The sequence below is a fragment of the Amycolatopsis marina genome, from assembly GCF_900111885.1.
GTDB lineage: Bacteria > Actinomycetota > Actinomycetes > Mycobacteriales > Pseudonocardiaceae > Amycolatopsis > Amycolatopsis marina.
The window spans coordinates 56993-82561 of record NZ_FOKG01000021.1; the positions used below are offsets into that span (position 1 = coordinate 56993).

A 25569-nucleotide genomic window follows, 5' to 3' on the forward strand; every position below is an offset into this window, starting at 1 on the left:
CGGCTGGAGTTTGGGCCGGGACTCCTGCGGCGCACCGCGACGTACGGCAGTGTCGATTCTCAGTAATCGTTCGGGTGCGTGTGGTGACGAGCTGGGAGGAAACCGGCAATGACGGCAGTGTGGGGTCGGACTCGGGCGCGGGCAGTGGTGTCGCTGCTGGCGGCGAGCACGATGGTTGCCGGAATACCGGCGACGGCGGGCGCCGTGCAGGCCGCCGGACCGGTGGCGGCAGAAGTCGGTGCCGTCGACGAGGTGTCCTGGGGGGCGTGCGACCAGGAAATTCTCGCAGGAGTGGCGGAGGACCAGCGGGACCTCTATTCCTGCGCGACCTACCGGGTGCCGATCGATCACGACAACGCCGCACTCGGCACCATCGACCTCGCGCTGCTGCGCAGGGCTGCGGCCGACCCCGAAGCGCGGATCGGTTCCCTGTTCGTCAATCCCGGCGGTCCAGGCGGCCCGGGGCGCACCATGCCGATGGGAGCGGAGCAGTTCTTCGAGCAGCCTGTGCTCGATCGATTCGACATCGTCGGCTTCGATCCACGCGGTGTCGGCGACAGCAATCCCGTGCGTTGCTTCACGACCGCGGAGGACGCCGAGGAGGTCCTCGGCGGCCAGGTCGCGGTGCCGGTCTCCCAACAGGAGATGTCTCGCACGCTCGCCGGCTACACCGACTACGCCAGGTTCTGCGACCGGAACTCCGGTGCCCTGCTACGGCATATGTCCACAAAGGCGGTGGCACGGGATCTGGATGTGCTTCGAGCGGCCGTGGGTGACGAGCAGTTGACCTACGTCGGCTTTTCCTACGGCACCCTGCTCGGCGCCACCTACGCGAACTTGTTCCCCCAGCGATCGAGGGCGCTCGTTCTCGACGGGAACGTGGATCCACAGCTGCGGACCAGCGACGGCCGCCGGTACGACCGCGAGCGGGCAGGCGGGTTCGAGGTAGCACTGGACGCGTTCCTGCGCGAGTGCGAGCGGGTGCGCGAACGCTGTGCGTTCAGCCCCGGCCAGCCACGGCAGAAGTTCGACGACCTGCGCGGGCATCTGCGCAGGCAGCCGATCCCGCTGCCGGGGGGCACCGACCTCGACCTGACGGCCTTCACGAACGGTGTGGCGGGAGCGCTGTACTCGGCACGGTCGCTGCCGAGCCTCGCGAAGGACCTGCAGACGTTGCACGACGTGGTCAGCACGCCGGAAGGGGTGAAGCCGAAGACGCTCACCGAGGATGACCTGCGGGTCGTGCTCCGGCAGGGCATCGATCCCCGGTTCGACGTACGGCCGGACAGCAAGTATCTGGCCGATGACTCCTACTTCGCCGTGAACTGCGCGGACAAGCGGTTCCGGCACACGCACGCCGACCTGCCCGCGATGGCGGGTCAGTGGGAGGACGAGTCCCCGGTCTTCGGCAGGGCGCAGGCCTTCGCGGACCCCGCCGGCTGCCCGGTGTGGCCCGGTGACGCCAAGACCGGCGCGTACCGCGGGCCGTGGAACGCCAAGACCGCGAATCCGGTTCTGGTGATCGGCAACTACTACGACCCGGCGACCCAGTACACGTTCGCCAAGCGGATGGCGAGCCAGCTGGGCTACGCCCGGTTGCTGCCCGTCGATGCCTTCGGCCACTGCGTTCTGGGTGACTCGGCCGGGGTGGACAGGGCGGCCACGGAATATCTCGTGGATCTCACGGTCCCGCCGTCGGGGCAGGTGTACGAGGCGGACAAGGCACCGTTCGACTAGATCGTTCCAATCCCCATGACGCCGGCCGGCCGAAATCCGGGTGCGGGCGGCCGGCCGAAATCCGGGTGCGGGCGGCCGGCTCGGGGGTGTGTGATCGCGGGTATGGCGATTGTGCTGGGCAGGCCGGGAGTCGGCGGACTGAGTGAGACTGTGGATGTGCTGCGCGAGTGGCAGTACGACGGGGCCCCGATGCAACTGCATCCGGGGGATGTCGGCTGGTTCTGGCGGTTCGGTGCGGAGGCGACGGCCGCGGCGGTGCGGACCTGGCGCCGGGACGGACGGATCCTCGCTGTCGGGCTGCTGGATGGACCGGAGTTGCTGCGGTTGACAGTCGCGCCCGAGGCTCTGCGGGACGAGGAGTTGACGCGACAGCTGGTTGCGGACGTATCCGAGCCGGAGCGCGGGGTACTGGCAGCGGGAAGGGCGAACATCGAGACGCCCGAGGGTGCGTTGGTGGCGGATGTGCTGCTGGAGTACGGCTGGAACGTCGACGAGCCGTGGACGCCCCTGCGCCGCGACCTCACGGAGCCGGTGCATGACCCGGACGTGCGGATCGAGGTGATCGGTCCGGAGCAGGCGCACGTGCGGACGGTCGTGCAGCGGGCGTCGTTCGACAGGTCGAGCTTCACCGAGGAGCACTGGCACGCGATGGCGGCCGGATCGCCGTATGCCGACGCCCGGTGTCTGGTCGCGTACGACGAGCAGGGCACCGCGGTGGCCGTGGTGACGGTGTGGTCGACCGGTCCGGGAAAACCCGGGTTGCTCGAGCCGATGGGCGTGCACCGGGACCATCGGGGGCACGGTCACGGCACAGCGATCAGCGTGGCCGCGGCGGCCGCACTCCAGGAACTGGGCTCGTCGAGCGCGATCGTCTGCACACCCAGCTCCAATGCCGCCGCGGTCGCCACCTACAGGTCAGCCGGTTTCCAGCCGCTGCCCGAGGTGCGGGATCACTACCGGGACGCCGCGCCGGTCACGGGTTCGTCGACGCTCGACCACCAGTAGAACGCGGGAGGAAGGGCGCCACCGTCGTGCGCCGGCTCGCCGGAATCTTCCGCGGCCGTAGCCGAGGAAGATCGACGCGGAGTACCGCTCGCGGCTGTCGACGGTCGCACCGGCGGCACCCCCACCCGGCACCGAGTTGCTCAACCGAACAGGCTGCGCACCAGCAGCACGAGTGCGCTGGCCATGGCGATGGTGACCACGGTGGCGCGGGTCCGGCCCGCGTCCAGTATCCGGCGGGCCGGCCCGGACAGGGCGAACCCGGCGACCAGGAAGGGCAGCAACACCGAACCGAACACCAGATGCGCGGTCTCGATCTGACCGCCGAGCCCGAGGCCGGCCAGCGAGATCACCGTGCCGACCGCGAAGCAGGCCGCGAGCGTCGCCCGGATCTGCCGTCCTGATGAATGCTGATAGAGCAGTGCGAGTGGCGGACCGCCGATCGAGGCGGCGGTGCCGAACGTGCCGCTGGCGACCCCGGCGAGCAGCAGCGGCCCCGGGGTCGGCGTGGGGCGCCACGAGGTCACCGACAGCAGTCCGCAGAGCAGCACCGAGGCACCGACGATGGCGGCGAACGGGCGGGGCGCCAGTGTCGCGACGGCGAGCACACCGAGGGCCGTGCCCGGCAGTCTGCCGAGCATCGCCCAGCCGACCCCGCGCCAGTCGATGTCGTGCCACTCCCTTGCCATGGAGAGCACGGCGTGGGCGGCGGCGATCAGCAGCAGCGGCACCGGTACGAGCTGGGGGTCGGCCAGCGTCAGCAACGGTGCCGCGATCAGGTTCATCCCGAACCCCGCTGCGCCCTGCACCAGCGCGCCGACGAGGACGACGATGCCGGCGAGCACCAGCGTCACCGACACCATCTGCACCACCCCACGGATGTCCCCAATGTGGCATTCGGGAACTTCAGCGTCCCGAATGCCACATTGGGGAACTACGGCACCTGTGTCAGGCGCTGGTCATCTTGCGCAGCACGTACTGCAGGATGCCGCCGTTGCGGTAGTAGTCGGCCTCGCCGGGAGTGTCGATGCGGACGACCGCGTCGAACTCCACGGTGGAGCCGTCCTCCTTGGTGGCGGTGACCTTGACCGTGCGGGGGGTCTCACCCTCGTTGAGCTTGGTGATGCCCGCGATGTCGAAGGTCTCCGTGCCGTCCAGGCCGAGCGACTCGACCGTCTCGCCCTCCGGGAACTGCAGCGGGATCACGCCCATGCCGATGAGGTTCGAGCGGTGGATGCGCTCGAACGACTCGGTGATGACCGCGCGCACGCCCAGCAGCGACGTTCCCTTGGCCGCCCAGTCCCGCGACGAGCCGGAGCCGTACTCCTTGCCGCCGAGGACGACCAGCGGGATGCCCTGCGCCGCGTAGTTCTGCGCCGCGTCGTAGATGAAGGCCTGCGGGGCGTCGTCCTGGGTGAAGTCGCGCGTGTAGCCACCCTGGACGTCGTCGAGCAGTTGGTTGCGCAGCCGGATGTTCGCGAAGGTGCCCCGGATCATCACCTCGTGGTTCCCGCGACGGGAACCATAGGAGTTGAAGTCCTTGCGTTCGATGCCGTGCTCGGTCAGGTACTTGCCTGCCGGGGTGTCGGCCTTGATCGCACCCGCCGGAGAGATGTGGTCGGTCGTGACCGAGTCACCCAGCTTCGCCAGCACCCGGGCACCGGAGATGTCGGTGACCGGCGCGGGCTCGGCCTGCATCCCGTCGAAGTACGGCGGCTTGCGGACGTAGGTGGACTCCGGGTCCCAGGAGAAGGTCTTGCCCTCCGGCGTAGGCAGCGACTTCCAGCGCTCGCCGCCGTCGAACACGTCGGCGTAGTCCTTGGTGAACATCTCCTGGGTGATCGAGGAGTCGATGGTCTGCTGGATCTCCTGCGGCGTCGGCCAGATGTCCGCGAGGAAGACGTCGTTGCCGTCGCTGTCGGTGCCCAGCGGCTGCGCCTCGAAGTCGAAGTCCATCGTGCCCGCCAGCGCGTAGGCGATCACCAGCGGCGGGGACGCGAGGTAGTTCATCTTCACGTCCGGGTTGATCCGGCCCTCGAAGTTCCGGTTACCGGACAGGACCGACACCACACTGAGGTCGTTTTCCTGCACGGCGGCCGAGACCTCTTCGGGCAGGGGGCCCGAGTTGCCGATACAGGTGGTGCAGCCGTAGCCGACCAGGTGGTAGCCGAGCTTCTCCAGGTAGGGCCACAGGCCTGCCTTGTTGTAGTAGTCGGTGACCACCTGCGAACCGGGCGCCATCGAGGTCTTCACCCACGGCTTGACCGAAAGACCCTTCTCGACGGCGTTGCGCGCGAGCAGTGCGGCGCCGAGCATGACCGAGGGGTTGGAGGTGTTGGTGCAGGAGGTGATCGATGCGATCACCACGGCTCCGTGGTCGAGCACGAACTCGCCGCGATCCTCCGACCGCACGGTGACCGGCTTGGAGACGCGGTCCTGGTCGGCGGGCACCGCCGAGTAGTGCACCGGGGCGCCGCTGGTGCCGTTGCCGCCGCTGGCGTAGGCGGGGGAGTCACTGGCCGGGAAGGACTCCGAGGAGGCCTCGTCCACAGTGGACTGCACACCCTCCGGCTGTTCCTGCTGCGGAATACCGGACCTGCGGTCCTGGTCGCCGGTCACCTCGGCCTTGGCGTAGTCACCCAGTGCGGCGCGGAACGAGGGCTTGGCGTCGGTCAGCGCGATGCGGTCCTGCGGGCGCTTCGGCCCGGCGATCGACGGGACCACGGTGGAGAGGTCGAGTTCGAGGTACTCGGAGAACTCGGGCTCACGGCTCGCGTCGTGCCAGAGACCCTGTTCCTTCGCGTAGGTCTCGACCAGGTCGACCTGCTCCGCCGAGCGGCCGGTGAGCTTGAGGTAGCGGATGGTCTCGTCGTCGATCGGGAAGATGGCCGCGGTGGAGCCGAACTCAGGGCTCATGTTGCCGATCGTGGCGCGGTTGGCCAGCGGGACAGCGCCGACGCCGTCGCCGTAGAACTCGACGAACTTGCCGACCACGCCGTGCTCGCGCAGCATCTCGGTGATGGTGAGCACGACGTCGGTGGCGGTCGCGCCGGGCGGGATCTCACCGGTCAGCTTGAAGCCGACGACGCGCGGGATGAGCATGGAGACCGGCTGGCCGAGCATCGCGGCCTCGGCCTCGATGCCGCCGACACCCCAGCCGAGGACGCCGAGGCCGTTGACCATGGTGGTGTGGGAGTCCGTGCCGACGCAGGAGTCGGGGTAGGCCTGCCCGCCCCTGGCCATCACCGTGCGGGCCAGGTGCTCGATGTTCACCTGGTGCACGATGCCGGTGCCGGGCGGTACGACCTTGAACTCGTCGAAGGCACCCTGGCCCCAGCGCAGGAACTGGTAGCGCTCACGGTTGCGCTCGTACTCGAAGTCGACGTTGCGCTCGAAGGCGTCCGCGCGGCCGAAGACGTCGATGATCACCGAGTGGTCGATCACCATCTCGGCCGGTGCGAGTGGGTTCACCTTGTCGGGGTCGCCACCGAGGTCGGTGACGGCCTCCCGCATCGTGGCTAGGTCCACCACGCACGGCACGCCGGTGAAGTCCTGCATGATCACCCTGGCCGGAGTGAACTGGATCTCCGTTGACGGGTCCGCCGCGGGGTCCCAGCCGGCGAGCGCGCGGATGTGGTCCGCCGTGATGTTGGCGCCGTCCTCGGTGCGGAGCAGGTTTTCGAGCAGGATCTTCAGGCTGTAGGGGAGGCGCTCGGAGCCCTCCACCTTGTTCAGGCGGAACACCTCGTAGGAGGCGTCGCCGACCTTCAGCGTGTCGCGCGCGCCGAAGCTGTCCTTGCTGGCAGGTGCAGTCACGTCTAACTCCATCGATGGACGGACCCGGTGAGAAGTCGTCTCGGTCAGTTCGGTCGGTTGTTCGGGTACCCGGCGAGTCTCGCGCACCACGTCCGTGTGTGCAGACGTGGGCTCGTGGATCTCGCCGGATACCCAAAACAGTACGCGTGTCCTTTTTTTACATCAAGGGGGACACGCGGCACCGGCCGCGGTGCGACGTCGATCACCGTTCTGCCGGTTTCCTCGGCTCAGTTCGCCATCCGCAGCATCGCTTGGAAGTCCTCGGGCTGGAGGCTGCGCAGTACCGTCATACCCAGCTCCGTGAAGGTGCGCACCGGGCTCACGTAGTGCTTTCCGTCCACCTCGGTGGTGACCACGCCGAGCCCCTGGTCGAGCAGTCCCTTGCCGAGATTGCTCAGCATCTGCACGGCCTCGGGCGGCAGTTCGGCGTCGGACTCCTTGCTGATCAGGGACGTGAGTTCGTCGGCGCACAGCCGCTGCGTGTCGCCGTCGATGTCCAGTTCGTAACACTCGCCGTTCTTGGTCAGGGTCAGCGTGCTCGCACCGCGGTTCTTGGTCATTTCCAGTGTGGTGATCGTGGCCCTGGTGGCCCCTGCGACCTCGGTGTTCTCGGTCTCCAGCCGCTTGACCGTCACACCGGTCGGCTCGGGATCCGTGCCGATCGCGTCGAGGATGGCCGGACCCGCGTCGTGCAGCACACCCATCTCGTCCGGCGGAAGGAGTTCGATCACCCTGCGGACGTCGGCGTTGAGGCCTGCCTGCAGTGTCTCCCTTACCGCCTCGTCCGGGGACGCGGCGCCGTTCGCCGGAATCGACTCGGCGGGCCAGGGGATGCGCTCCTCGAGGAGCGCGTAGTCCGCCATCGTGTAGAGCAGACTGGGATACCACTCGTCGTCCGCCTTGACCGTGGCGATCCGGATCGGCTCGCCGGTGTTGCGGACGAAGTCGGCGATGTCGACGGTCTCGGTCCGCGGTCCCTGCTCCAGTTCGGCCTGCTCGGAGCGGCTCAGCGCCGCGTCGATGAACTCGTCGGACAGCGGAACCGTGCTCAGGTCCGCGGTCACGGTCACCGTGCCGCCGGTCAGCTTGGTTATCGTGAGATGGTCGTTGACCCGCTCCTCCTGGCCGCTGTCGAAGACCAGATCCGTGGTCTCCAGACGGATACCGGTGAGCTGGGACGGGTCGGCGGACTCGTCGAGGATTCCGATCCGCTTGAGCTCCGCAGTGGTCTCCTCGAGCGGATCGGTGAACAACGCCGCCTCGGCCGGGACCAGCGTGCTCAGCAGGCCGACCACATCACCGTTGCCGAGCGAGCCGGCCAGCTTTTCCGCCGCTTCGGCGGGAGTGCCCGCCCCGGACGCCACCGAGTTCGTCTGGGAGACCGCGAACCAGGTCGCTCCGGCGCCGAGCGCGACGACCAGTGCGACGACCAGGCCGATCACCAGCCCGCGCCTGCCCTTGGGGGCCTGCGGTGCCCCCGGGCCCCAGGGACCCTGTGGGCCGTACGGCTGCTGCCCCTGGGGGAACTGCTGCCCCTGGGGGAACTGCTGTGTCCCGTACGGCTGCTGCGGATACGGCTGAGCCGGATACGGCTGTTGCGGGTACTGCTGGTGTCCGTGGTGCGGCTGCTGCGGCGCCGCACCGTACTGGCCACCTCCCGGCTGCTGGTAACCCCCTTGCTGAGGGTCTCCCTGATGGGGCCACTGGCCGCCCGGTCCTGGGTTCGTCACGTGCGTGTACCTGCTCTTCCGTCTGCTGGGCCGCGGGTGCGTCCGGCGACCACGAGAATGCCGAGCGCGCCGATCAGGGCAATGATCGAACCCGCAAGGCTGGTGATCGGACCCGCCGGTGCGATGCCCACCAGTCCGGCCGGGTCGGATGCTTGGACGGTCAGTATCCCCGCCGGGGTTCCCGCGAGTGCGGAGACGGCCAGTGTGAGCACTCCCGCACTTCGATCGAGACGCACCGCGATCAGTGCGACACAGAGCGCGCCGAGCGCGGGAATCGCGATCCACGTACGCAGCGTGACGACGAGAAAATCGTTGTCGACGAGTGCGAAATGATCCGCCAGACCTGCGGATTCATAGCTGTTGCGGGTCACATTTCCCGACCGCAACCACGGCAGGAAGCTGCCGAGAACGGTCACGGCAAGGCCGGCCGAGGTGAGCACGGCGAGCAGATAACGGCTGGTAGGCCGGGCTGGTGAGGTGGATCGCATTCGCCGCTCCCCGGAGTTTGTGGTCGGGACGGGGGTTGGACGTGCGCCGAGGCCGCCCGGTTCGCCCTTCTCGGACACGTCATATTGCGGACCCAAGCGGCATTGCCATCCCCCGGAATGGGGAATTGTGGCCCAAGGTGAGCAAGTTTCCCATGTTGCGCTTGGTAATGATGAGGCAGTAGTGGCACAGTCAGTTCGAATGCTTAGGCCGTTCGCGTCAGCGGGACCACTCATCTGGCGGTAGCGGGCTGGTCCGGAGGCAGGAGTCACGGGAGGTGGAGCTGTGCGGATGAGGCCGAGTGAGCAGCGCAGGGCTTCAAGAGGCGACCGTTGGACTTCCGGTGCCCTCGTGCTGCTGGTGGCCTGCGCCATCGCCGCGGGTTCGGGCACCGCGGTGGCCGTTCCGCCGCCCCCGCCGAACCCGAGTGACTCGGAACTGGAGGCGAGCCGCAACGCCGCGAACTCCAAGGCCGGAGCCGTCGGGCAGCTCACCAACCAGCTCGCGGAGGCGGAGTCGCGGTTGTCGAATCTGCGCGCTGAGGTCGAGCTGAAGATGGAGGAGGCCAACAAGGCCCTCGTCGACATGCGCACGGCCCAGGACGAGGCCACGCAGGCGGAGCGGGAGGCCACCGCCGCACGTTCGGCCTCGGACGCGGCCGCCGCGGCGATCGAGCGCTTGCGCGCGGATCTGGACAACTTCGTGGCGGGCAGCTACCAGCAGGGCAGCACCATCGGCTCGATGTCGGCCTACCTCGGTTCGGAGAGCCCGAAGGACCTGCTCGACCGGGCGCAGTTGCTCGACGCTGTCAGTGGCAGCCAGATGGACGCGCTCGGCAGCATGCAACGGGCGCGCGTCACGAAGTCGAACAAGGACGCCGCCGCGCGCAAGGCGCTGGAGATCGCCGAGCAGATGCGGGCCGAGGCGGAGCAGGCGAAGGAAGCCGCCGACGCCGCCCAGGAGGCCGCGGTCGCGGCGCAACAGAGCCAGGCCGCGCGCACCGCCGAGGTCGAGGCCGAGAAGGACGCTGTCGAGCGCCAGCTCTACGCCGCGCAGTCCAGGGTGAACGGCCTTGAGGGGCAGCGGCAGCGCTATGAGGACTGGCAGGCGCAGAAACGTGCCGAGGAGGCGGAGCGGGCGCGAAAGGCCGCGCTCGCGGCGGCGTCCTCCGCGAGCGGTAGCAGCGGGGGCGGTGCGCCACCGCGAAGCAGGCCGTCCGCACCGTCGGGTGCCGGGATCGAGACCGTCGTGGCGCGCGCCATGTCCCAGCTGGGAGTCATCTACGCCTGGGGTGGTGGCAACGCGTCCGGGCCGACCCGCGGCATTCGCGACGGGGGAGTGGCCGACCAGCACGGCGACTACCGGAAGATCGGCTTCGACTGTTCGGGGCTGATGATCTACGCGTTCGCCGGAGTCAAGTCCCTGCCGCACTACAGCGGCTACCAGTACAACTCGGGTCGGAAGGTGCCGCTTTCCCAGGCGCGGCGTGGGGACATGCTGTTCTGGGGCTACAACGGGGGCCGGATTCACCACGTGGCGCTGTACCTCGGCAACGGGCAGATGATCGAGGCCCCCCAGTCCGGGCTACGAGTGCGGGTCGTGCCGGTGCGCTACGGCGGCATCATGCCCTACGCGACCCGGCTGATCGGCTGACCGCACCGGGCCCTCGCCGGTGCGGTGGCTGAGGCCGACGAAGCCGTCCAGCGACATCGTGAAGTGGCAGAGCACCACATCCCGGCCGCCCCGCCCTTCTCCGCCTCACCACCGCACCGCTCGGTGTCAGCGCTTCATGCCCTGTTCGATGGCATCGATGATCCGTGGCCGCAGCTCGGCCGCGCTGATGATCGCGTCCACCGAGCCGACTTCGACCGCCCGCTGGATGCTGTGCACCTGGTCGAACTCCGCGGCGACCTCGCCGAGCTTCTCCGACCGGACGCTCGACTGGAGCTCGGCGAGGCGGGCGCTGCGCGCCGCCCGCTCGGCGCCACTGGCCGCCGACACCTGCGCCTGCAGCTCGGTCACCCGAGGGTCGGTCGCCGTGCGGTTGTTCACCTCGCCGGAGAACACCACGGCAGCGGCGGGCGCGCCGCCGAGCACCGAGGCGAACGAGCCCTCCAGGGCCAGCACGGTCATGTTCGGGTTGAGTGCCTTGGAGAACACCACGAACGCCCCGCCGTGGTAGCGGGAGATCACGCAGAAGACGATCGGGCCGTCGAAGTTGACGATCGCCCGGCCGATCTCCGCCCCGTACTCCAGCTGGAGCTTGCGCATCGACTCCGGTGAACCGTCGAACCCGGACAGGTTCGCCAGCACGACCAGCGGCCGGTTGCCGGACGCCGCGTTGATCGCCCGCGCGGTCTTCTTCGAGGAGCGGGGGAACAGCGTGCCCGCGGTGTAGGTGTCCGGCCCGTCGCTCGGCGGGAACCCGCGCCGCGGCACCGAGCGGGACTCGATCCCGACAAGGCAGATCGGCCAGCCACCGATGTGCACGTCCTGCACGGCCGAGGTGTCGGCGTCGGCCATCCCGGCCCACCGCTCCAGGATCGGGTGGTCCTGGTCGGAAAGGGCACGCATCACCGTTCGGATGTCGAACGGTTTCTTGCGGTCCGGGTTGTGTTCCGCGGAGAAGATCTCGCCGACGCGGGTGAAGTCACTGCCGACGACCGCGTGCGGGAACTCGGAGACGTCGCGGTCGGGCGGGTCGTTCGTGACCGCCTTCCGCGGTGCCGTCTCCCCGGGGGCGACGTAGGTGTGGTCGTAGTGCCGCATCAGCACGTCGCGGGCGGCAGGCAGGCTGGGTGCCCAGTACTGTGCCTGGCCGTTCGGCCCCATCACGCGGTCGTAGCCGCCGATGCCGAAGTTGTCCTCGGCCGAGACCCCGCCGGAGAAGTCCAGTGACTGCTTGCCGGTGAGCACCATCGCGGAGTCCGGTGTCATGACCAGGATTCCCTTGGTGTGCATGAGCATCGTCGCCTCGGCGTTCCAGTACGGCTGGGCGCCGACGTTGATCCCCGCGACCACGATGTTGATCTCGCCGCCGTTCTGGGTGAACGTGACGATCCGCTTGAGCGCCGCCGCGACCCAGTCCATGTTCTCCGTGCCCGACGACATCGAGATCCGCGCACCGGCTGACAACGCGAACCACTCCAGCGGGACGTCCATCCGCTCGGCGAGGTCGAGGGCGGCGATCACCCGCGAGCACTCCGGCTCCGACAGCGCACCGAGCGCCTTGGTCGGGTCACCGAGCAGCACCACGCGGGTGACTCCCTCGGGGTGGCGTTCGGTTGGTGTGGTGACCACGCCGGCGACGATCGCGGCGGTGTTCCTGCCCTTCGGCCGGTCCACCGGCACCAGCGTCCCGACGCCCGAGGTACTCGCCGCCGAGGGTGCGTCGGCGCTCTCGGGGAGATCGTGCTCGACGAAGCGGCCTTCCGGCCCGGCGAGCAACTCGGTCAGCTCGTAGGGATAGACGTTCCCGCGCCGGGCCGCGCGCAGCACCTTCTGGCGATAGTCGTTGAGCGGTTCGACCGGCTCCGTCGACGGCTCGCCGACATGCACGCGCGCGCCGTTGCCCGGATCCAGGGTGATCCGGACCGCGACCTCGGTCAGCTCGCCCGTCGCGGTGCGCTGGCGGGCCAGGAACTGGACCTCCTCCAACCCGGCGCCCGCGGTGGTCGGCAGGATGCGCTGGACCAGCGTGTTGAGCTCGTCGGGGGTCAACTCGGTCGACGGCCAGACGTACATCATGATCCGGTTTGTGTCGAACCGCTTGTTCTGCGGTCGCTGCGCCTGGATGTTGCGGATCGCGTCCAGGCAGGTCGTGATCGCGTCCTCCACCGCGGGCAGCGCGACCAGTCTGCCGTCGGTCTCACGCAGCGGGGTGAGGTCGCGGACCTGCCCCATCGCGATCAGCCGCTCATCGGCCGGGTTGCTGCGCGCCACGGCTTTGAACAGGTAGATCTCCTCGTCCGCGGACGGCAACCGGGTGAGATCGAACTCGCGCAGTCGCTGCAGCTGCAGGCGGCCGGCGATCTGCGGGTGCAGACCGCGGATCAGCCGGTCCTCGGCGAAGCCGGCGTCGTCGCGGCGGAAGGTGAAGTGGTGGTGCATCACCGCGCCGCTGGTGCCTGCGACGGTCGTGGTGATCCGGCGGACGCCAGCGGGCAGCGGGTGCGCGGCCATGAGCTCGCCGAGCCGTACCGCCATCGTGTCGGCGTCCGGCTGGTCCTCCCACGTGACGTAGAGGTCCGCGACCAGCTCGCGCTCCGTGTCGGCGGTGGCGAACGTGCCGACCGCCCCGACGGCCGCGGGAAGGGCGCCGATGTCGACGGCCGTGGTGACGACGCGCGTAACGCCGCCGGAGCCGATGTGCTCGGCGGCGACGAATCGGCAGCCCGCGGTCTCGTGCGTGGTGACCTCGGACAGCCCGCGGTTGCCGTAGTAGCGGCGGGTCAGCACTTCCAGCAGCGGCGCGTGGTCGGAGTCCGTCCGTCCGATCCGCTGCCCGATCAGCCGGACCAGCGGTTCCGAACTTGCCACCATGGCCTGAATCCGCTCGGCGCGGTCCGGTGCGTCCGGATCGCGGTCCAGATAACGCAGATCCTGCCGGACCGAGGCGTAGACCTTGGCGCGGTTGCGGCGCAGCAGCGGCTGGGCGAACCAGCGGAACACCACGCCGCGGGCGAGGTCCGACACCGCGGGGAAACGCACCTGTGTGGCCTCGATCAGATGCTCGAGGGTGAGTCCGGCGCGTTCGCTGAGCGCCTCGAGCGGCGGCGCCCCGGCCAGCCACTGCCGCAGCAGTTCCGACACCACCGCGACGTCGGTCGACATGCGCTGTTGCGCCAGGAAGATCCGAAAGACCGCGGACTCCAGTTCCGGGGTGCGGTCGAGATCGTCGACACCGTAGTGTCCCAGCGCTCGCTTCAGCTTGGCCTGGAAGCCTTCGGGGAGACCCGCACGTTCGACGTCGAGGCTCTGCAGATAGCTGTGGAAGTACTCACGCGGGCTGTGCACCGGGTTGCCGGGTTCGACTTCCAGTTCGCCGCCTGGCTTGTTGCGGCTCAGTTCCGACAGGTCGGCGAACACCGTCAGCAGGTCCAGTTCACCCGGTAGTTGCCTGCCACCGAGTTCGGCCCGTGCGGCCAGGTACCCGGACAGCACGCGCCTGCGGTCCTGCGGGTCGACGTCGAAGCCCAGCAGCAGGCTGCGCAGGTCCTGCAGGCCGCGCTCGGCGCGCTCGGCCGCCGACACGTCCGCGGGCTCGGCAGGCAGGTCGATCCGGACGGTCTCAGCGACGGACGCGGTGCCCGCGGTTTCCGCGCCGGCTGCCGTGTCTGCTGCGTCCTTCTCGGCAGCGAGGGGCTCCAGGCGCATCACCGGCGCGCCGGTCCCCACCTGGCTGCCCACCGACACGGGACATTCCCGTACCCGCGCACGGAACGGCGCGCGCAGCACCGTCTCCATCTTCATGCTCTCCAGCACCAGGATCGGCGCGCCCGACTCCACCTCGTCCCCGATCGACAGCGGCGTCGCCACCACCAGCGCCGGCGCGGGGGAGCGGACGACGCCGCCCTCGTCGAGGCTGATCCGGTGGGTGACGCCGTCGACCTCGACCAGGTGGATCGGTCCGTGCGTGGCCGACACCAGCCGGAAGCGGTGCCCGTTGACCACGATCTGACCGCTGTGCGCGTCGAACCGTTCGACCTCGACGTCCGCCGAGGTCACAGCGTCCACTGCGTCCGGGCCGCCCGCGGTGATGCAGACGCGGAAGCGTTTCTGCCCGACGCGGGCGACGTTCACGCGGTAGCCGATGCCACGCAGCTTGAGGTTCAGCGGGCGGCCGGTGTCGTGCCGCACCTGCGGGCGCCCGCCCCGCGCGGTGGACAGCAGCCGCTGCCGGGCGACCTCCTCCTCGTCCTGGTAGGCCTCGATCGCGGCAGCCGCGAGTGCGACGGCGGAGTGCCGATGGCTGACCAGTCCGCCTTCGGCGCGGACGCGGTCGATCCAGCCGGTGTCGGCGCTCGCGTCGATCACCTCCGGCTGCTCGAGCAGGTCGAGCACGAAGCTCTTGTTGGTCGCGCCACCCTCGATGATCACGGTGGTCTCGGCCATCGCGCGGCGCAGCCTGCCCAGTGCCTCGTCCCGGTCGCGCCCGTAGGCGATGATCTTCGCGATCATGGAGTCGAAGTCGGCCGGGATGCTGTCGCCCTCGCTGACGCCGGTGTCGACGCGGATACCCGGCCCCGCGGGCAGCGCCAGCCGGGCGATGCGACCGGGGGAGGGGGCGAAGTCGCGGTCCGGGTCCTCCGCGTTGAGCCGGGCCTCGACCGCGTGGCCTGTCTCGGCCGGCTGGGTGCCTTCGAGTTTTCCGCCGTTCGCCACGTGGAGTTGCAGCCGGACCAGGTCGGTGCCGGTGGTGATCTCGGTGATCGGGTGCTCAACCTGCAACCGGGTGTTGACCTCGAGGAAGGCGAACAGCTTCTCGCCAGGGTGGTAGAGGAACTCGACGGTGCAGGCGCCGCGGTAGCCGACGGCCACGGCGAGCCGCTCGGCCGACGCCTTCAGTTCCGCGACCTGCTCCGGTTCCAGAACGGGGGAGGCGGACTCCTCGATGATCTTCTGGTTGCGCCGCTGCACCGAGCAGTCACGGACGCCCAGTGCCCAGGCGGTGCCCTGTCCGTCGGCGATGACCTGGACCTCGACGTGCCGGGCGCCAGTCACCAGGCGTTCCAGGAAGACGACGCCGGAGCCGAAGGCGCGCAGTGCCTCCTGGCTGGTGCGTTCGTAGGCATCGCCCAGGTCCTCGGCCGACGTGACCTTCCGGATGCCGCGCCCGCCACCGCCCGCGGTCGCCTTGAGCATGAGCGGGTAGCCGATCTCGTCGCCGGCCCGCAGCGCGTCGGCGAGGCTGGCCACTTCGCCGCGGCTCCATGGCGCGACCGGGACGCCAACCTCCTCGGCGATCAGTTTGGAGCCGATCTTGTCGCCGAGCCTGCGCATCGCCTCCGCGCTCGGCCCGACGAAGGTGACGCCGATCTTCTCGCACAGTTCGGCGAAGGCCGGGTCCTCGGCGACGAAGCCCCAGCCCACCCACGCGGCGTCGGCCCCGGTGTCCACCAGCGCCTGTTCGAGCACTGCGTGATCGAGGTACGGCCGGGCCGAGGCGGGGCCCAGTGGGTACGTGATGTCCGCCTCGCGGACGAAGGTCGCGTTGCGGTCGGCGTCCGTGTAGAGGGCGACGGTCTCGATCCGCGTCCCGGTTTCCGCCGAGATGTCCCGGACGGCATGGATGAGCCGCATCGCGGCCTCTCCACGGTTGACGATGGCAACACGACTGAACACCGGCTGAGCCTCCCAAGTCCCCACGCACAGAAGGCGACGCCCGGGGCCTCGCCAGCGTCGCCTGTACCTGACGTACACCTTGCTCGATTACCGGTGGGTACACCAATGTCGTGCCCCGCGCATGCCGGAGCCACTGTGTTGTGGGAACCCCACAAAAGCGACCTGGGCCACAGTGGCGGGTCGGCGTTTCCCGCAAGGTCTGCCACAAAACCCGCCGTTTCGCCGCGTGTGCACCGCCGGATCGTGGGCGCAGGTTTTCTGGAGCAGCTGCTCTGTTACTGTCCAGGTCATGCCCCGGCCCCGTGTCCATGACCTGGAGAGACTGCTCGACACCGCTGAGCGGCTGGTCGCGGACGCCGGCGCGGAGCAGGTCACCGTGCGCGCCCTGTCCGCGGCGGCCGGCGTGCCGAACGGCACGATCTACCACGCGTTCGGTTCGATCGCCACGTTGCTCGGGCAGGTGTGGCTGCGGGCGGCCACCGCCTTCCTCGATCTGCAGGCCGAACTGGCGGAAAGGGCACTCGACGGCCGGTCCGCGAATCCCCACACCGCCGTCGCCGCCGTGGTGGCGGCCGCCGACGCCCCCGCCGTGTTCGCCGAGCGACGTCCCGCCGCGGCCAGGATGCTGCTCACGGTGAAGCGGGACACGCTGCTCGGCCCGCAACTGCCCGCCGACCTCGCCGACTCGCTGATCGCCCTCGACACCCGGCTGGTGGCCTTGCTGGTCCGATTGACGGACCTGGTGTGGGGCAGGCGGGACGGCGCCGCGGTCGAGGTCCTGACCACCTGCGTGGTGGACCTGCCGACCGCGTTGTTCCGCCGCGCGCTGACCGGTCCCGTTGCCGAGGGGGCGTCGCCGGTCGACGCACCCACGCGCGAGCGTCTCGCGGCGGCCGTGCGCGCGGTACTCACCGTCGCACCGCCGCCCTCCCTTACCCGCCGGAACTCACCCAACACAAAGGACTGAACGTGCCCGCACTGCAGCATCACGATTCCGTGTCCGTGCTCGACCTCGGAGCGGACGAGAACCGTTTCTCCCCCGAATGGCTCAAGACCGTGCATTCCCTGCTGGACACCGTCGAGGACGCCCCGAACCCGTCCGTGCTCGTGACGACGGGACACGGAAAGTTCTTCTCCAACGGACTGGACCTCGAGTGGCTGATGGCCCACGGTGACCAGGCCGAGCAGTACATCGCCGAGGTCCACGAACTGTTCGCCCGCGTGCTCACCTTCCCCGTGCCCACGGCCGCCGCGCTCAACGGGCACGCGTTCGGCGCGGGAGCCATGCTCGCCATGGCCCACGACTTCCGGGTGATGCGGGCGGACCGGGGATACTTCTGCTTTCCCGAGGTCGATATCAACATCCCGTTCACCCAGGGAATGGCCGCGCTCATCCAGAGCAAGACGACTCCCGCGGCCGCGGTCGCCTCGATGACCACCGGCAGGCGGTTCGGCGGAGGAGAGGCCAGGGACCTCGGCCTGGTGGACGACATCGCCGACGAGTCCGAACTGGTGGACCGCGCCGGTGATCGCGTTCGCGGGCTGGCCGGTAAGGACAAGGGCACGCTGGAAGCCATCAAGTCCACCATGTTCGCCTCAGCCGTTGCCGCGTTGCGTGGTACGGCCGGGTAGAACTGTGTGATGAACAGTCCGGTCGAACCCGCGGCGGCCGAGGGCCTCGCGGCGATCGTGCTCGCCGGTGGCGGAGCACGCAGACTCGCCGGCCTCGACAAGCCCATGATCGAGGTCGGCGGGCGGACGCTGCTGCACGGTGTGCTCGCCGCTGTCGGGCCCGCGGACCCGGTGATCGTGGTCGGTCCCGAACGAGCGGGGTTCCCCGGCGTGCGGTGGACCAGGGAGGACCCGCCGGGTGGGGGGCCGGTCGCCGCGCTCGCCACGGGACTGGAGTGCGTCCCGCCCGGTGCCACCGAGGTCGCCGTCCTGGCCGGCGACCTCCTCGGGGTGACCGCGTCGACCGTCCGCCGACTGCGCGCGGCACTCGGGGCGGGCGACGGCGCACTGCTCGTGGACGAGGACGGTCGCAGGCAGTGGCTGGCGGGGGTGTGGCGCCCGGTCGCACTGCGGGCCGCGCTGCCCGCGCGGCCGTCGGGTGCGGCGTTGCGCCGCGTTCTCGGCGGACTGTCCATCGTGGAGGTCCCAGCGCTGCGGGGCGAGACGTTCGACGTGGACACGCCCGCCGATCTCGACCGAGCCCGGCGCGGTGCCCGCGCCGACGACTGACCAGGCAGCACCTTCACAGCCGTCACACTGCGCATCCGGTTGGCTGTCCCTACTCTGGCCGCTCATGGCCGTGCCGCTGGGGACGGGTACGGTCGCACGGCGCAGGTGATCATGCAGCAGGTAGGAGGCACCGTGACCGAGCCCGGCTACTCCGACGGGACGACCGGCGGACAACCCGGCACACCAGCCAACGACGCGCAGTTGCTCGAACGCACCGTCTTCGAGGTGAAGCGGATAATCGTCGGGCAGGACCGGCTGGTCGAACGGATGCTGGTGGGGCTGCTGGCCAAGGGGCACCTGCTGATCGAAGGTGTTCCCGGTGTGGCGAAGACACTCGCCGTCGAGACCTTCGCGCGCGTCGTCGGCGGCAGCTTCTCCCGTGTGCAGTTCACACCGGACCTTGTGCCCGCCGATATCCTCGGCACCCGGATGTACCGTCAGACCAGCGAGAAGTTCGACGTCGAACTCGGTCCCGTCGTGGCGAACTTCGTGCTCGCGGACGAGATCAACCGGGCTCCCGCGAAGGTCCAGTCCGCGATGCTCGAGGTGATGGCGGAACGGCACGTCTCCATCGGTGGGCAGACCTTCCCGATGCCGGACCCGTTCCTGGTGCTCGCCACCCAGAACCCGATCGAGAACGAGGGCGTGTACCCGCTGCCCGAAGCCCAGCGGGACCGCTTCCTGTTCAAGATCATCGTCGAGTATCCCTCGGCCGAGGAGGAGCGCGAGATCGTCTACCGGATGGGGGTCGCCCCGCCGGAGCCGCACGAGGTCCTCACGCCTGCCGAACTGACCAGGCTGCAGGGCGTGGCGTCACAGGTGTTCGTGCACCACGCGCTGGTCGACTACGTGGTCCGGCTGGTTCTCACCACCCGCACCCCAGCCGAGCACGGGCTCGCCGACGTGGCGGGCTGGGTGTCCTACGGCGCCTCACCGAGGGCCAGCCTCGGCATCATCGCCGCGGCGCGTGCCCTCGCACTGGTCCGCGGCCGCGACTACGTCCTGCCCCAGGACGTAGTCGACGTCGTACCCGATGTGCTACGGCACCGGCTGGTGCTCTCCTACGACGCGCTCGCCGATGGCGTCCCGCTGGACCACATCATCACCAGGGTGCTGCAGACCGTGCCGTTGCCGCAGGTGTCGGCCCGCCCGCAGGGGGGCGGCCAGCCGGTCGGCGCGGGCGTGCCGGGCAGGTAGCGAAACGCGATCCATGGGTGGCACAAGCGACGCCGACGGCGGTCCTCGATTCCCGCATCGCCGGTCGGCACACGGTGAGACCCCGAAGCAGGCCGAGGCGAACGCGCGGCCGGACTGGGCTCCGCCGATCCTGCGCGGCGACCGGCTGGAAGCCGGTCTGCGCACGCTGGAGCTGGAGGTGCGGCGCAGGCTGGACGGACTGCTGCAGGGCAACCACCTCGGCCTGGTCCCAGGACCGGGCTCCGAGCCGGGGGAGGCAAGGCCGTACCAGCCCGGCGATGACGTACGCCGGATGGACTGGGCGGTCACCGCCCGCACAACCGTGCCGCATATCAGGGAGACCGTCGCGGATCGGGAACTGGAGACCTGGGTGGTCGCGGACCTGTCGGCGAGCCTGGACTTCGGCACCGCCTATTGCGAGAAGCGGGACCTGGTCGTCTGCGCGGTCGCGGCCATCGCGCATCTCACCGGCGGTGGGGGCAACCGCCTGGGGGCACTGGTCTCGACAGGGGCCACCACGACGCGGTTACCGCCGATGGGGGGTCTGCAGCACGCGCGCGGCCTCGTCCGCAAGATCGCCGAGACACCAAGGGCCGCCGAGGGAACCAGAGGCGACCTGGCGGGGGCCGTCGAGCAACTTCGCAGGCCGCCGCGCAGGCGCGGTCTCGCCGTGGTGATTTCGGACTTCCTCGGGGACATGGAGTGGCAGCGTCCGCTGCGGGCCCTCTCGGCCCGGCACGAACTGGTGGCGATCGAGGTGCTCGACCCACGGGACGTGGACCTGCCCGACGTGGGCACCGTGGTGCTCGCCGACCCGGAAACCGGCAAGCAGCGAGAGGTGCACGCCTCGGCGCTACTGCGCAAGGAGTTCGGCGCCGCGGCCAGGGCGCACCGCGAGGAGGTGGCGGCGGGCCTGCGCCGTGCGGGAGCGGGACATCTGGTGCTGCGCACCGACTCCGACTGGATCGCCGACATGGTCCGGTTCGTCGTGGCGCGCAAGCGCGGCTGGTCGGGGGGTGGCCGGTGAGGATGTCGCCGGACGGCACGGGGCTCGTGCGGCCGAGTGCGAAACGGAGCGAGGCAGGTGGGCTGACGTGAACCTGACTGGATTCGCCTCGCCGTGGTGGTTCCTGTTGCTGCTGGTCGTCGCAGCGGTGACCGTCGGCTACGTGCTCGCGCAGCGCGCCCGGCGCAGGCGCACCATGCGGTTCTCCAATCTCGAACTGCTCGACCGCGTCGCGCCGCGAAGCCAGGGTTGGCCCAAGCACGTTCCGGCCGCGTTGCTCATCGTGTCGCTGCTGCTGCTGACGTTCGCCCTTGCCGGGCCGACGGCGGAGCAGAAGGTTCCGCGGAACCGTGCCACGGTGATGCTGGTGATCGACGTGTCCCTGTCGATGGAGGCGACCGACGTCGCTCCGACCCGGATCAAGGCCGCTCAGGAAGCGGCCCGGTCCTTCGCCGAGGGGCTGACGCCGGGGGTGAACCTGGGGCTGATCTCGTTCGCGGGCACCGCGACGGTGCTGGTCGCGCCCACCACGGAACGTGGTGGCGTGGTCAGGGCGATCGACAACCTGAAACTGGCGCAGTCCACCGCGACCGGCGAGGGGATCTTCGCCGCACTGCAGGCCATCGAGGGCTTCTCCGCCGTCGTCGGCGGGGCGGAGGGGCCGCCACCGGCGCGGATCGTGCTGATGACCGACGGCAAGCAGACCGTGCCGACCGGCGATCCGTACGACCCCAGGGGCGCCTACACCGCCGCCCAGGCGGCCAAGCAGCAGCAGATCCCGGTGTCCTCGATCTCGTTCGGCACATCACACGGCACGGTGGACATCGAGGGCAAGGAGATCCCGGTCGAGGTGGACGACGAGTCCATGCGTGAGATCGCCCGCCTGTCGGGCGGGGACTTCTACAAGGCCGCAACGGCTGACGAGCTCAAACAGGTCTACGCGAGTCTCGGCGAGCAGATCGGGTACGAGACCAAGGACGCCGACGCGAGCAAGCCGTGGGTCGCGCTCGCCACGATCATGCTGATCGGCGCCGCCGGCTCGTCACTGTTCCTCGGACAGCGGCTGCCCTGAGTGCGCAGGAGGGTTGTTCAGAGGTCGGTGGACGGGGCCGCCCCGAGCCCCGCTGTGGCGTGCTGATTTGTGCCACATGGGGGCGGTCGTGGCTGCCGACCGCAGGTGAGGCACGGCACGACCCGCAGGTCGGCGGTGAACAACCCGACTTACGACTAGGACGCAGGCTCCCCGGCCCCGGCGAAATCGTGCTGGCGCCAGGCCTCGTACATCGCGACGGCCGCGCTGTTCGCCAGGTTCAGTGACCGGGATGACGGCAGCATCGGCAGGGTGACGCTGTCGGTGATGGCGTCCCCGGCGAGCACGGGCGAGGGCAGGCCCGTCGACTCCGGGCCGAAGAGCAGAACGTCTCCCGGCTGGTATCGCACATCGGTGTAGCGGCGGGTGGCGGCCGTGGTGAAGGCGTACACGTTGGCGGGGAGCAGGTGCGCCAGCGCGGAGTCGAGGTCGGCGTGCACCCGGACCAGCGCGAGGTCGTGGTAGTCGAGGCCGGCGCGACGCAGATGGCGCGCCTCCAGCGAGAAGCCGAGTGGTTCGATCAGATGCAACTCGCACCCGGTGTTCGCGGCCAGCCGGATCGCGTTGCCCGTGTTGGGCGGGATCTCCGGTTGGTAGAACACGATCCGGAACACGTCGTCACAGGCTTTCTGGTCGGCGACCCCACGGGACAGGGGACCACTCTAGGGGCGTCCGTTGATGTATAACGTCCTATACGGTGCCGCTCGTGGCGCCGGTCAGCCGTGTAGCACCCGGTACACCGCTGCCGCCCCTTCGTGAAGCGGCAGGGAAGCGGTGCCGATCAGGGTCCGGACGTCGAGGTACTGGGTGCCCGCGGCCTGCGCCGGAACAAGGTCGGCGGCACGGGTGGCCAACACCCTGGTGACTGCGCCGACGACGTCACCAGGCAGTGCGGCGGCGCAGACCAGCAGATTCGCCACGCCGATGGTCGACTGTCCGGAAATTCGCGGATACGCGTCCGCAGGCACCCGGACCTGCGCGTAGACCGGGCCGTGGGCCGAGCGCATGGCGGGCAGCAGGTCGTTCAGGGGGAGGAGGACCAGCGGGGTGTCCTCGCTGAGCTCGGCGAGAGCCTGCGTCGGTACGCCACCGGACCACAGGAGACTGTCGATCCCGCCGTTCCGCAGCGCGGCCACGGCGTCGGCAAGACCTCGGTGTTCGGCCTGCACGGCGAGACCCGCGACCCGGATCAGCCGGTCGCCGGTCACCGCGGCACCGGAGCCGGCGGCGCCCAGGGAGATCCGACGTCCCGCGAGGTCGCCGACCGATCGGATCGGGCCGTCCGCGCGGGCAAGCAGTTGCAGGTAGTTCTCGTACACCCGGCCGATGGCCCGCAGCGGCACCGGTGTGGAGAACGGTGCGGTACCGGCGACGGCGGCCTCGGCCGAATCCGCGAGGGCCAGGCCGAGGTCGGCCGTCCCGGCCTGCACGGCATGGATGTTGGCGACGCTCGCCTCGGTGGGCACGGCCGAGCAGTGCAGCCGCGGTTCGGCGCGGGTGATCTCGGCGGCGAGCAGGCGCGCGAACTCCAGGTAGAACCCGCCGCTTTCCCCGGCGGCGATCACGAGTTCCCGCTCGGGTCCCCGGTAGCCCCCACCTGAGCAGCCCGCGAGGAGTCCCAGCGCACCGGCAAGCGCCGCTCTTCTGCCGAATTCCGCTGGCCGCGGTGCGTGCTCGGTTCTCGTACGCCCTCTCATCGGCGTGTTCCGGAAGGGGCGAGCGGCAGTTCGATCGACACCGTGAGCCCGTGCGGTCGTGTCGCCCCGAGTTCGAGCCTGGCGCCGCGCGCGGCGAGTTGCCGCTGCGCGATGGCCAGGCCGAGGCCGGTCCCGCGCGGTCGCTGGGTCCCCGGTCCGCGCCAGAACCGCTCGGTCGCCCGCGTCAGCTGTGTTTCGGTCAGGCCAGGGCCGTCGTCGGCCACGGTCAGCGTGGCCGTTCCCGCGTCGGGCCGGTCCGAGCAGGAGATCCGCACCCGCGCCCCACGACCGGCGTAGGCGATGGCGTTGTCCAGCACGACGTCGAGCACCTGGGACAGCTCCGATTCGGGAAAGTCGACCAGCAGCGGGTCGGTGGCGGCCTCGGGATCCAGCCGGACGCCCGACCGATCGGCCGCGGCGGACCAGGCGTCGACGCGTTCGGCGACCACGGTCGGGACATCGGCGGGCGCCTCCTCGGCACCGATCCCGGCCGCGAGCCGGGTCGTGGCGCTTTCCGCGACGGCCAGCGCCAGCAGACCGTCCAACAGCGACTCCAGCCGGTCCACTTCGGTCACCGTCGCGTGGTAGGCCTTGGTGCCGGGCTCGTCGACGTGTCCGGCGAGCGAGTCGACCCGCAGGCGCAACGCGGCCAGCGGGTTGCGCAACTGGTGCGACGTGTCCGCGATGAGCCGCCGCTGCTGCTCGGCCGCGGCGACCACGGCGTCGGACATCCGGTTGAACGACGTTGCCAGCGCTCGCAGCTCCTGCGGACCCGCGCCCGCGGGCACCTGCGCCCTGCGTCCCTCGGCGACCGTGTGCACGCCGCGTTCCAGCGCGTGCAGCGGGCGCAGCACCCACCGCGCGAGCAGCATCGCCAGCAGCACGAACGCCAGCCCGGCCAGCAGCGCGCCGGCCACGACCGTGGCCCATCGCAGTCCCACGTCCCGCGCGGCGGCTTCGACGGACGCGCGGAGCACGACGGCCCCGGAGACCCTGGTCCCGGTGCCGACGGGACGTGCGAACAGGATCGGCTCCGCCGACCAGGGCAGGATGGTCGGCGGGCGCGGGCCGGGCTGGTTGCGGACCGCGCCCGCGACGAGGGCGCGCACCCGCGGATCCGCTGTGGACAGTCCGGCCTGCACGAGGGGGAGGCCCTGCCGGTCGGTCACGACCACCCCCTCGCGGTAGAGGTCGCTGTAGCGCTGGGCGTCGGCGGCGAGCGCGGCCACGTCGCCGGACTCCACCGCGACCTGTGCCAGCTCGGCGAACCGGTCGAGATCCGCGGTGCGCCCGATCAGCAGTTCCTGCGTTCGTTGTCCCGCGGTGCTGGCGAGCAGGGGTGTGGCGAACCCCGCCACGGCGGCGAGCGCGAACGCGACGAGGACGAGCAGGAGCCTTCGGCGCATCGCTCACTCGCCGAGCCGGTAGCCATAGCCGCGGATGGTGACGATGAGCCCCGGCGCGTCGAGTTTGGCGCGCAGCTGGGTGAGATGCACGTCGAGCGAGCGCGACACGGCGAGGTGGGCGTCGCCCCACACCTCGTCCATCACCTGCTGTCTGCTCACCGCCATCCCCGGCCGGGCGGCGAGCGCCGCGAGGACGTCGAACTCCTTCGCCGTCAACGACACCGCTCGCCCGCTCGAGTGCACCGTCCTGGCTGCGAGGTCGATCTCGACGGCGCCGATGCGCACCGGTCCCGGCTCCCCGCCGGACTGCCGATGGGTGGTGCGGCGCACCACCGCTTCCATCCGCGCGAGCAACTCGGCGAGCCGCACCGGTTTGGTCAGGTAGTCGTCGGCGCCCAGTCGGAGCCCCCGCACCACCGAGCGTTCGTCACCGCGAGCGGTGAGCACCAGCACCGGGACGGCCGACACCTGTCGGATGCGGTGCAGCACGTCGAGCCCGTCCATGTCGGGCAGGAAGAGATCGAGCAGCACCAGATCGGCGTCGCGGTGGCGGGAGAGGGCGTCCGTGCCGCGCGCGACCCTGGTCACCCGATGACCGGGGGTGCGCAGGCTCTCCGCGAGCGCGTCGGCGACACCGTCGTCGTCCTCGACGAGGAGCAGTCGCACCTCAGCACCTCCTGTCGCCAGCGTGGTCCGCCTGGTCAGGTGGCCACCTGCATCGAGTGTGTCCTACACCATGCCGGGTTACTCGGGGGTATCGGCCGCGCGGACGCGACTGGGGAAGCGGGAGCCGATAGCCTCAGCGCGACCCGTCCGC

General features: G+C 70.2%; 18 protein-coding genes. 9 read left to right on the forward strand and 9 right to left on the reverse strand.

The window, feature by feature from the left end:
• Positions 1 to 108: 108 nt before the first annotated feature.
• Both BM199_RS27155 and BM199_RS27160 read left to right on the forward strand, forming a co-directional pair.
• Complete coding sequence (locus tag BM199_RS27155) at positions 109 to 1737, forward strand: alpha/beta hydrolase (protein WP_425425600.1); 1629 nt, start codon at positions 109 to 111, stop codon at positions 1735 to 1737.
• Positions 1738 to 1839: 102 nt separating this feature from the next.
• Entirely contained in the window at positions 1840 to 2742 is a 903-nt protein-coding gene (locus BM199_RS27160; RefSeq protein ID WP_091677271.1) for a GNAT family N-acetyltransferase, read from the forward strand.
• 140 nt (positions 2743 to 2882) lie between these two features.
• Here the strand turns inward: BM199_RS27160 and BM199_RS27165 are convergent, their stop codons facing one another.
• The 4 genes from BM199_RS27165 to BM199_RS27180 all read right to left on the reverse strand — a co-directional run bounded on the left by BM199_RS27165 (position 2883) and on the right by BM199_RS27180 (position 8773).
• Positions 2883 to 3602, reverse strand: coding sequence for a sulfite exporter TauE/SafE family protein (locus BM199_RS27165; RefSeq protein ID WP_091677377.1), 720 nt, complete (start codon positions 3600 to 3602; stop codon positions 2883 to 2885).
• Between the two features lie 85 nt (positions 3603 to 3687).
• A complete protein-coding gene (locus tag BM199_RS27170) occupies positions 3688 to 6555 on the reverse strand; it encodes an aconitate hydratase (RefSeq protein ID WP_091677274.1) in 2868 nt (955 codons plus the stop codon).
• A 227-nt stretch (positions 6556 to 6782) separates the two neighbouring features.
• Complete coding sequence (locus BM199_RS27175) at positions 6783 to 8285, reverse strand: flagellar basal body-associated FliL family protein (protein ID WP_245788775.1); 1503 nt, start codon at positions 8283 to 8285, stop codon at positions 6783 to 6785.
• Positions 8282 to 8773, reverse strand: a complete 492-nt coding sequence (locus BM199_RS27180) for a hypothetical protein (protein ID WP_091677277.1) — start codon at positions 8771 to 8773, stop codon at positions 8282 to 8284. Before BM199_RS27180 ends, BM199_RS27175 begins: the two co-directional genes overlap by 4 nt.
• 289 nt (positions 8774 to 9062) lie before the next feature.
• Between BM199_RS27180 and BM199_RS27185 the strand changes: the two genes are divergently transcribed.
• Positions 9063 to 10424 (forward strand): NlpC/P60 family protein, encoded by a 1362-nt coding sequence (locus tag BM199_RS27185; protein ID WP_091677279.1) that lies wholly within the window; start codon positions 9063 to 9065, stop codon positions 10422 to 10424.
• Between the two features lie 126 nt (positions 10425 to 10550).
• Here BM199_RS27185 and BM199_RS27190 read toward each other — a convergent pair whose 3' ends face one another.
• Positions 10551 to 16115, reverse strand: a complete 5565-nt coding sequence (locus BM199_RS27190) for an ATP-binding protein (protein WP_091677282.1) — start codon at positions 16113 to 16115, stop codon at positions 10551 to 10553.
• 289 nt (positions 16116 to 16404) lie between these two features.
• Between BM199_RS27190 and BM199_RS27195 the strand changes: the two genes are divergently transcribed.
• The 6 genes from BM199_RS27195 (at position 16405) to BM199_RS27220 (ending at position 21631) form a co-directional block, all read left to right on the forward strand.
• Entirely contained in the window at positions 16405 to 17082 is a 678-nt protein-coding gene (locus BM199_RS27195; protein WP_091677284.1) for a TetR/AcrR family transcriptional regulator, read from the forward strand.
• Positions 17083 to 17084: 2 nt separating this feature from the next.
• Entirely contained in the window at positions 17085 to 17747 is a 663-nt protein-coding gene (locus BM199_RS27200; protein ID WP_091677287.1) for an enoyl-CoA hydratase/isomerase family protein, read from the forward strand.
• A gap of 9 nt (positions 17748 to 17756) precedes the next feature.
• The gene (gene mobA, locus BM199_RS27205; RefSeq protein WP_091677290.1) at positions 17757 to 18356 is read left to right on the forward strand and encodes a molybdenum cofactor guanylyltransferase; all 600 of its coding nucleotides are present in this window, start codon (positions 17757 to 17759) and stop codon (positions 18354 to 18356) included.
• Between the two features lie 111 nt (positions 18357 to 18467).
• Positions 18468 to 19553 carry an AAA family ATPase gene (locus BM199_RS27210; RefSeq protein WP_425425601.1) on the forward strand — a complete coding sequence of 362 codons (1086 nt, stop codon included), beginning with the start codon at positions 18468 to 18470 and terminating at the stop codon, positions 19551 to 19553.
• Between the two features lie 13 nt (positions 19554 to 19566).
• Positions 19567 to 20580 (forward strand): DUF58 domain-containing protein, encoded by a 1014-nt coding sequence (locus BM199_RS27215; RefSeq protein ID WP_091677292.1) that lies wholly within the window; start codon positions 19567 to 19569, stop codon positions 20578 to 20580.
• 67 nt (positions 20581 to 20647) lie between these two features.
• Positions 20648 to 21631 (forward strand): VWA domain-containing protein, encoded by a 984-nt coding sequence (locus BM199_RS27220; RefSeq protein ID WP_091677385.1) that lies wholly within the window; start codon positions 20648 to 20650, stop codon positions 21629 to 21631.
• Positions 21632 to 21786: 155 nt separating this feature from the next.
• Here BM199_RS27220 and BM199_RS27225 read toward each other — a convergent pair whose 3' ends face one another.
• The 4 genes from BM199_RS27225 to BM199_RS27240 all read right to left on the reverse strand — a co-directional run bounded on the left by BM199_RS27225 (position 21787) and on the right by BM199_RS27240 (position 25418).
• Positions 21787 to 22263 (reverse strand): tRNA (cytidine(34)-2'-O)-methyltransferase, encoded by a 477-nt coding sequence (locus tag BM199_RS27225; protein ID WP_091677295.1) that lies wholly within the window; start codon positions 22261 to 22263, stop codon positions 21787 to 21789.
• 102 nt (positions 22264 to 22365) lie between these two features.
• Positions 22366 to 23346 (reverse strand): TAXI family TRAP transporter solute-binding subunit, encoded by a 981-nt coding sequence (locus tag BM199_RS27230; RefSeq protein ID WP_091677298.1) that lies wholly within the window; start codon positions 23344 to 23346, stop codon positions 22366 to 22368.
• On the reverse strand, positions 23343 to 24752 hold the full coding sequence (locus BM199_RS27235; protein WP_091677300.1) for a sensor histidine kinase: 1410 nt from the start codon (positions 24750 to 24752) through the stop codon (positions 23343 to 23345). The genes BM199_RS27230 and BM199_RS27235 overlap by 4 nt, the downstream gene beginning before the upstream one ends.
• 3 nt (positions 24753 to 24755) lie before the next feature.
• Positions 24756 to 25418, reverse strand: a complete 663-nt coding sequence (locus tag BM199_RS27240) for a response regulator transcription factor (RefSeq protein WP_091677302.1) — start codon at positions 25416 to 25418, stop codon at positions 24756 to 24758.
• Positions 25419 to 25569: the final 151 nt, after the last annotated feature.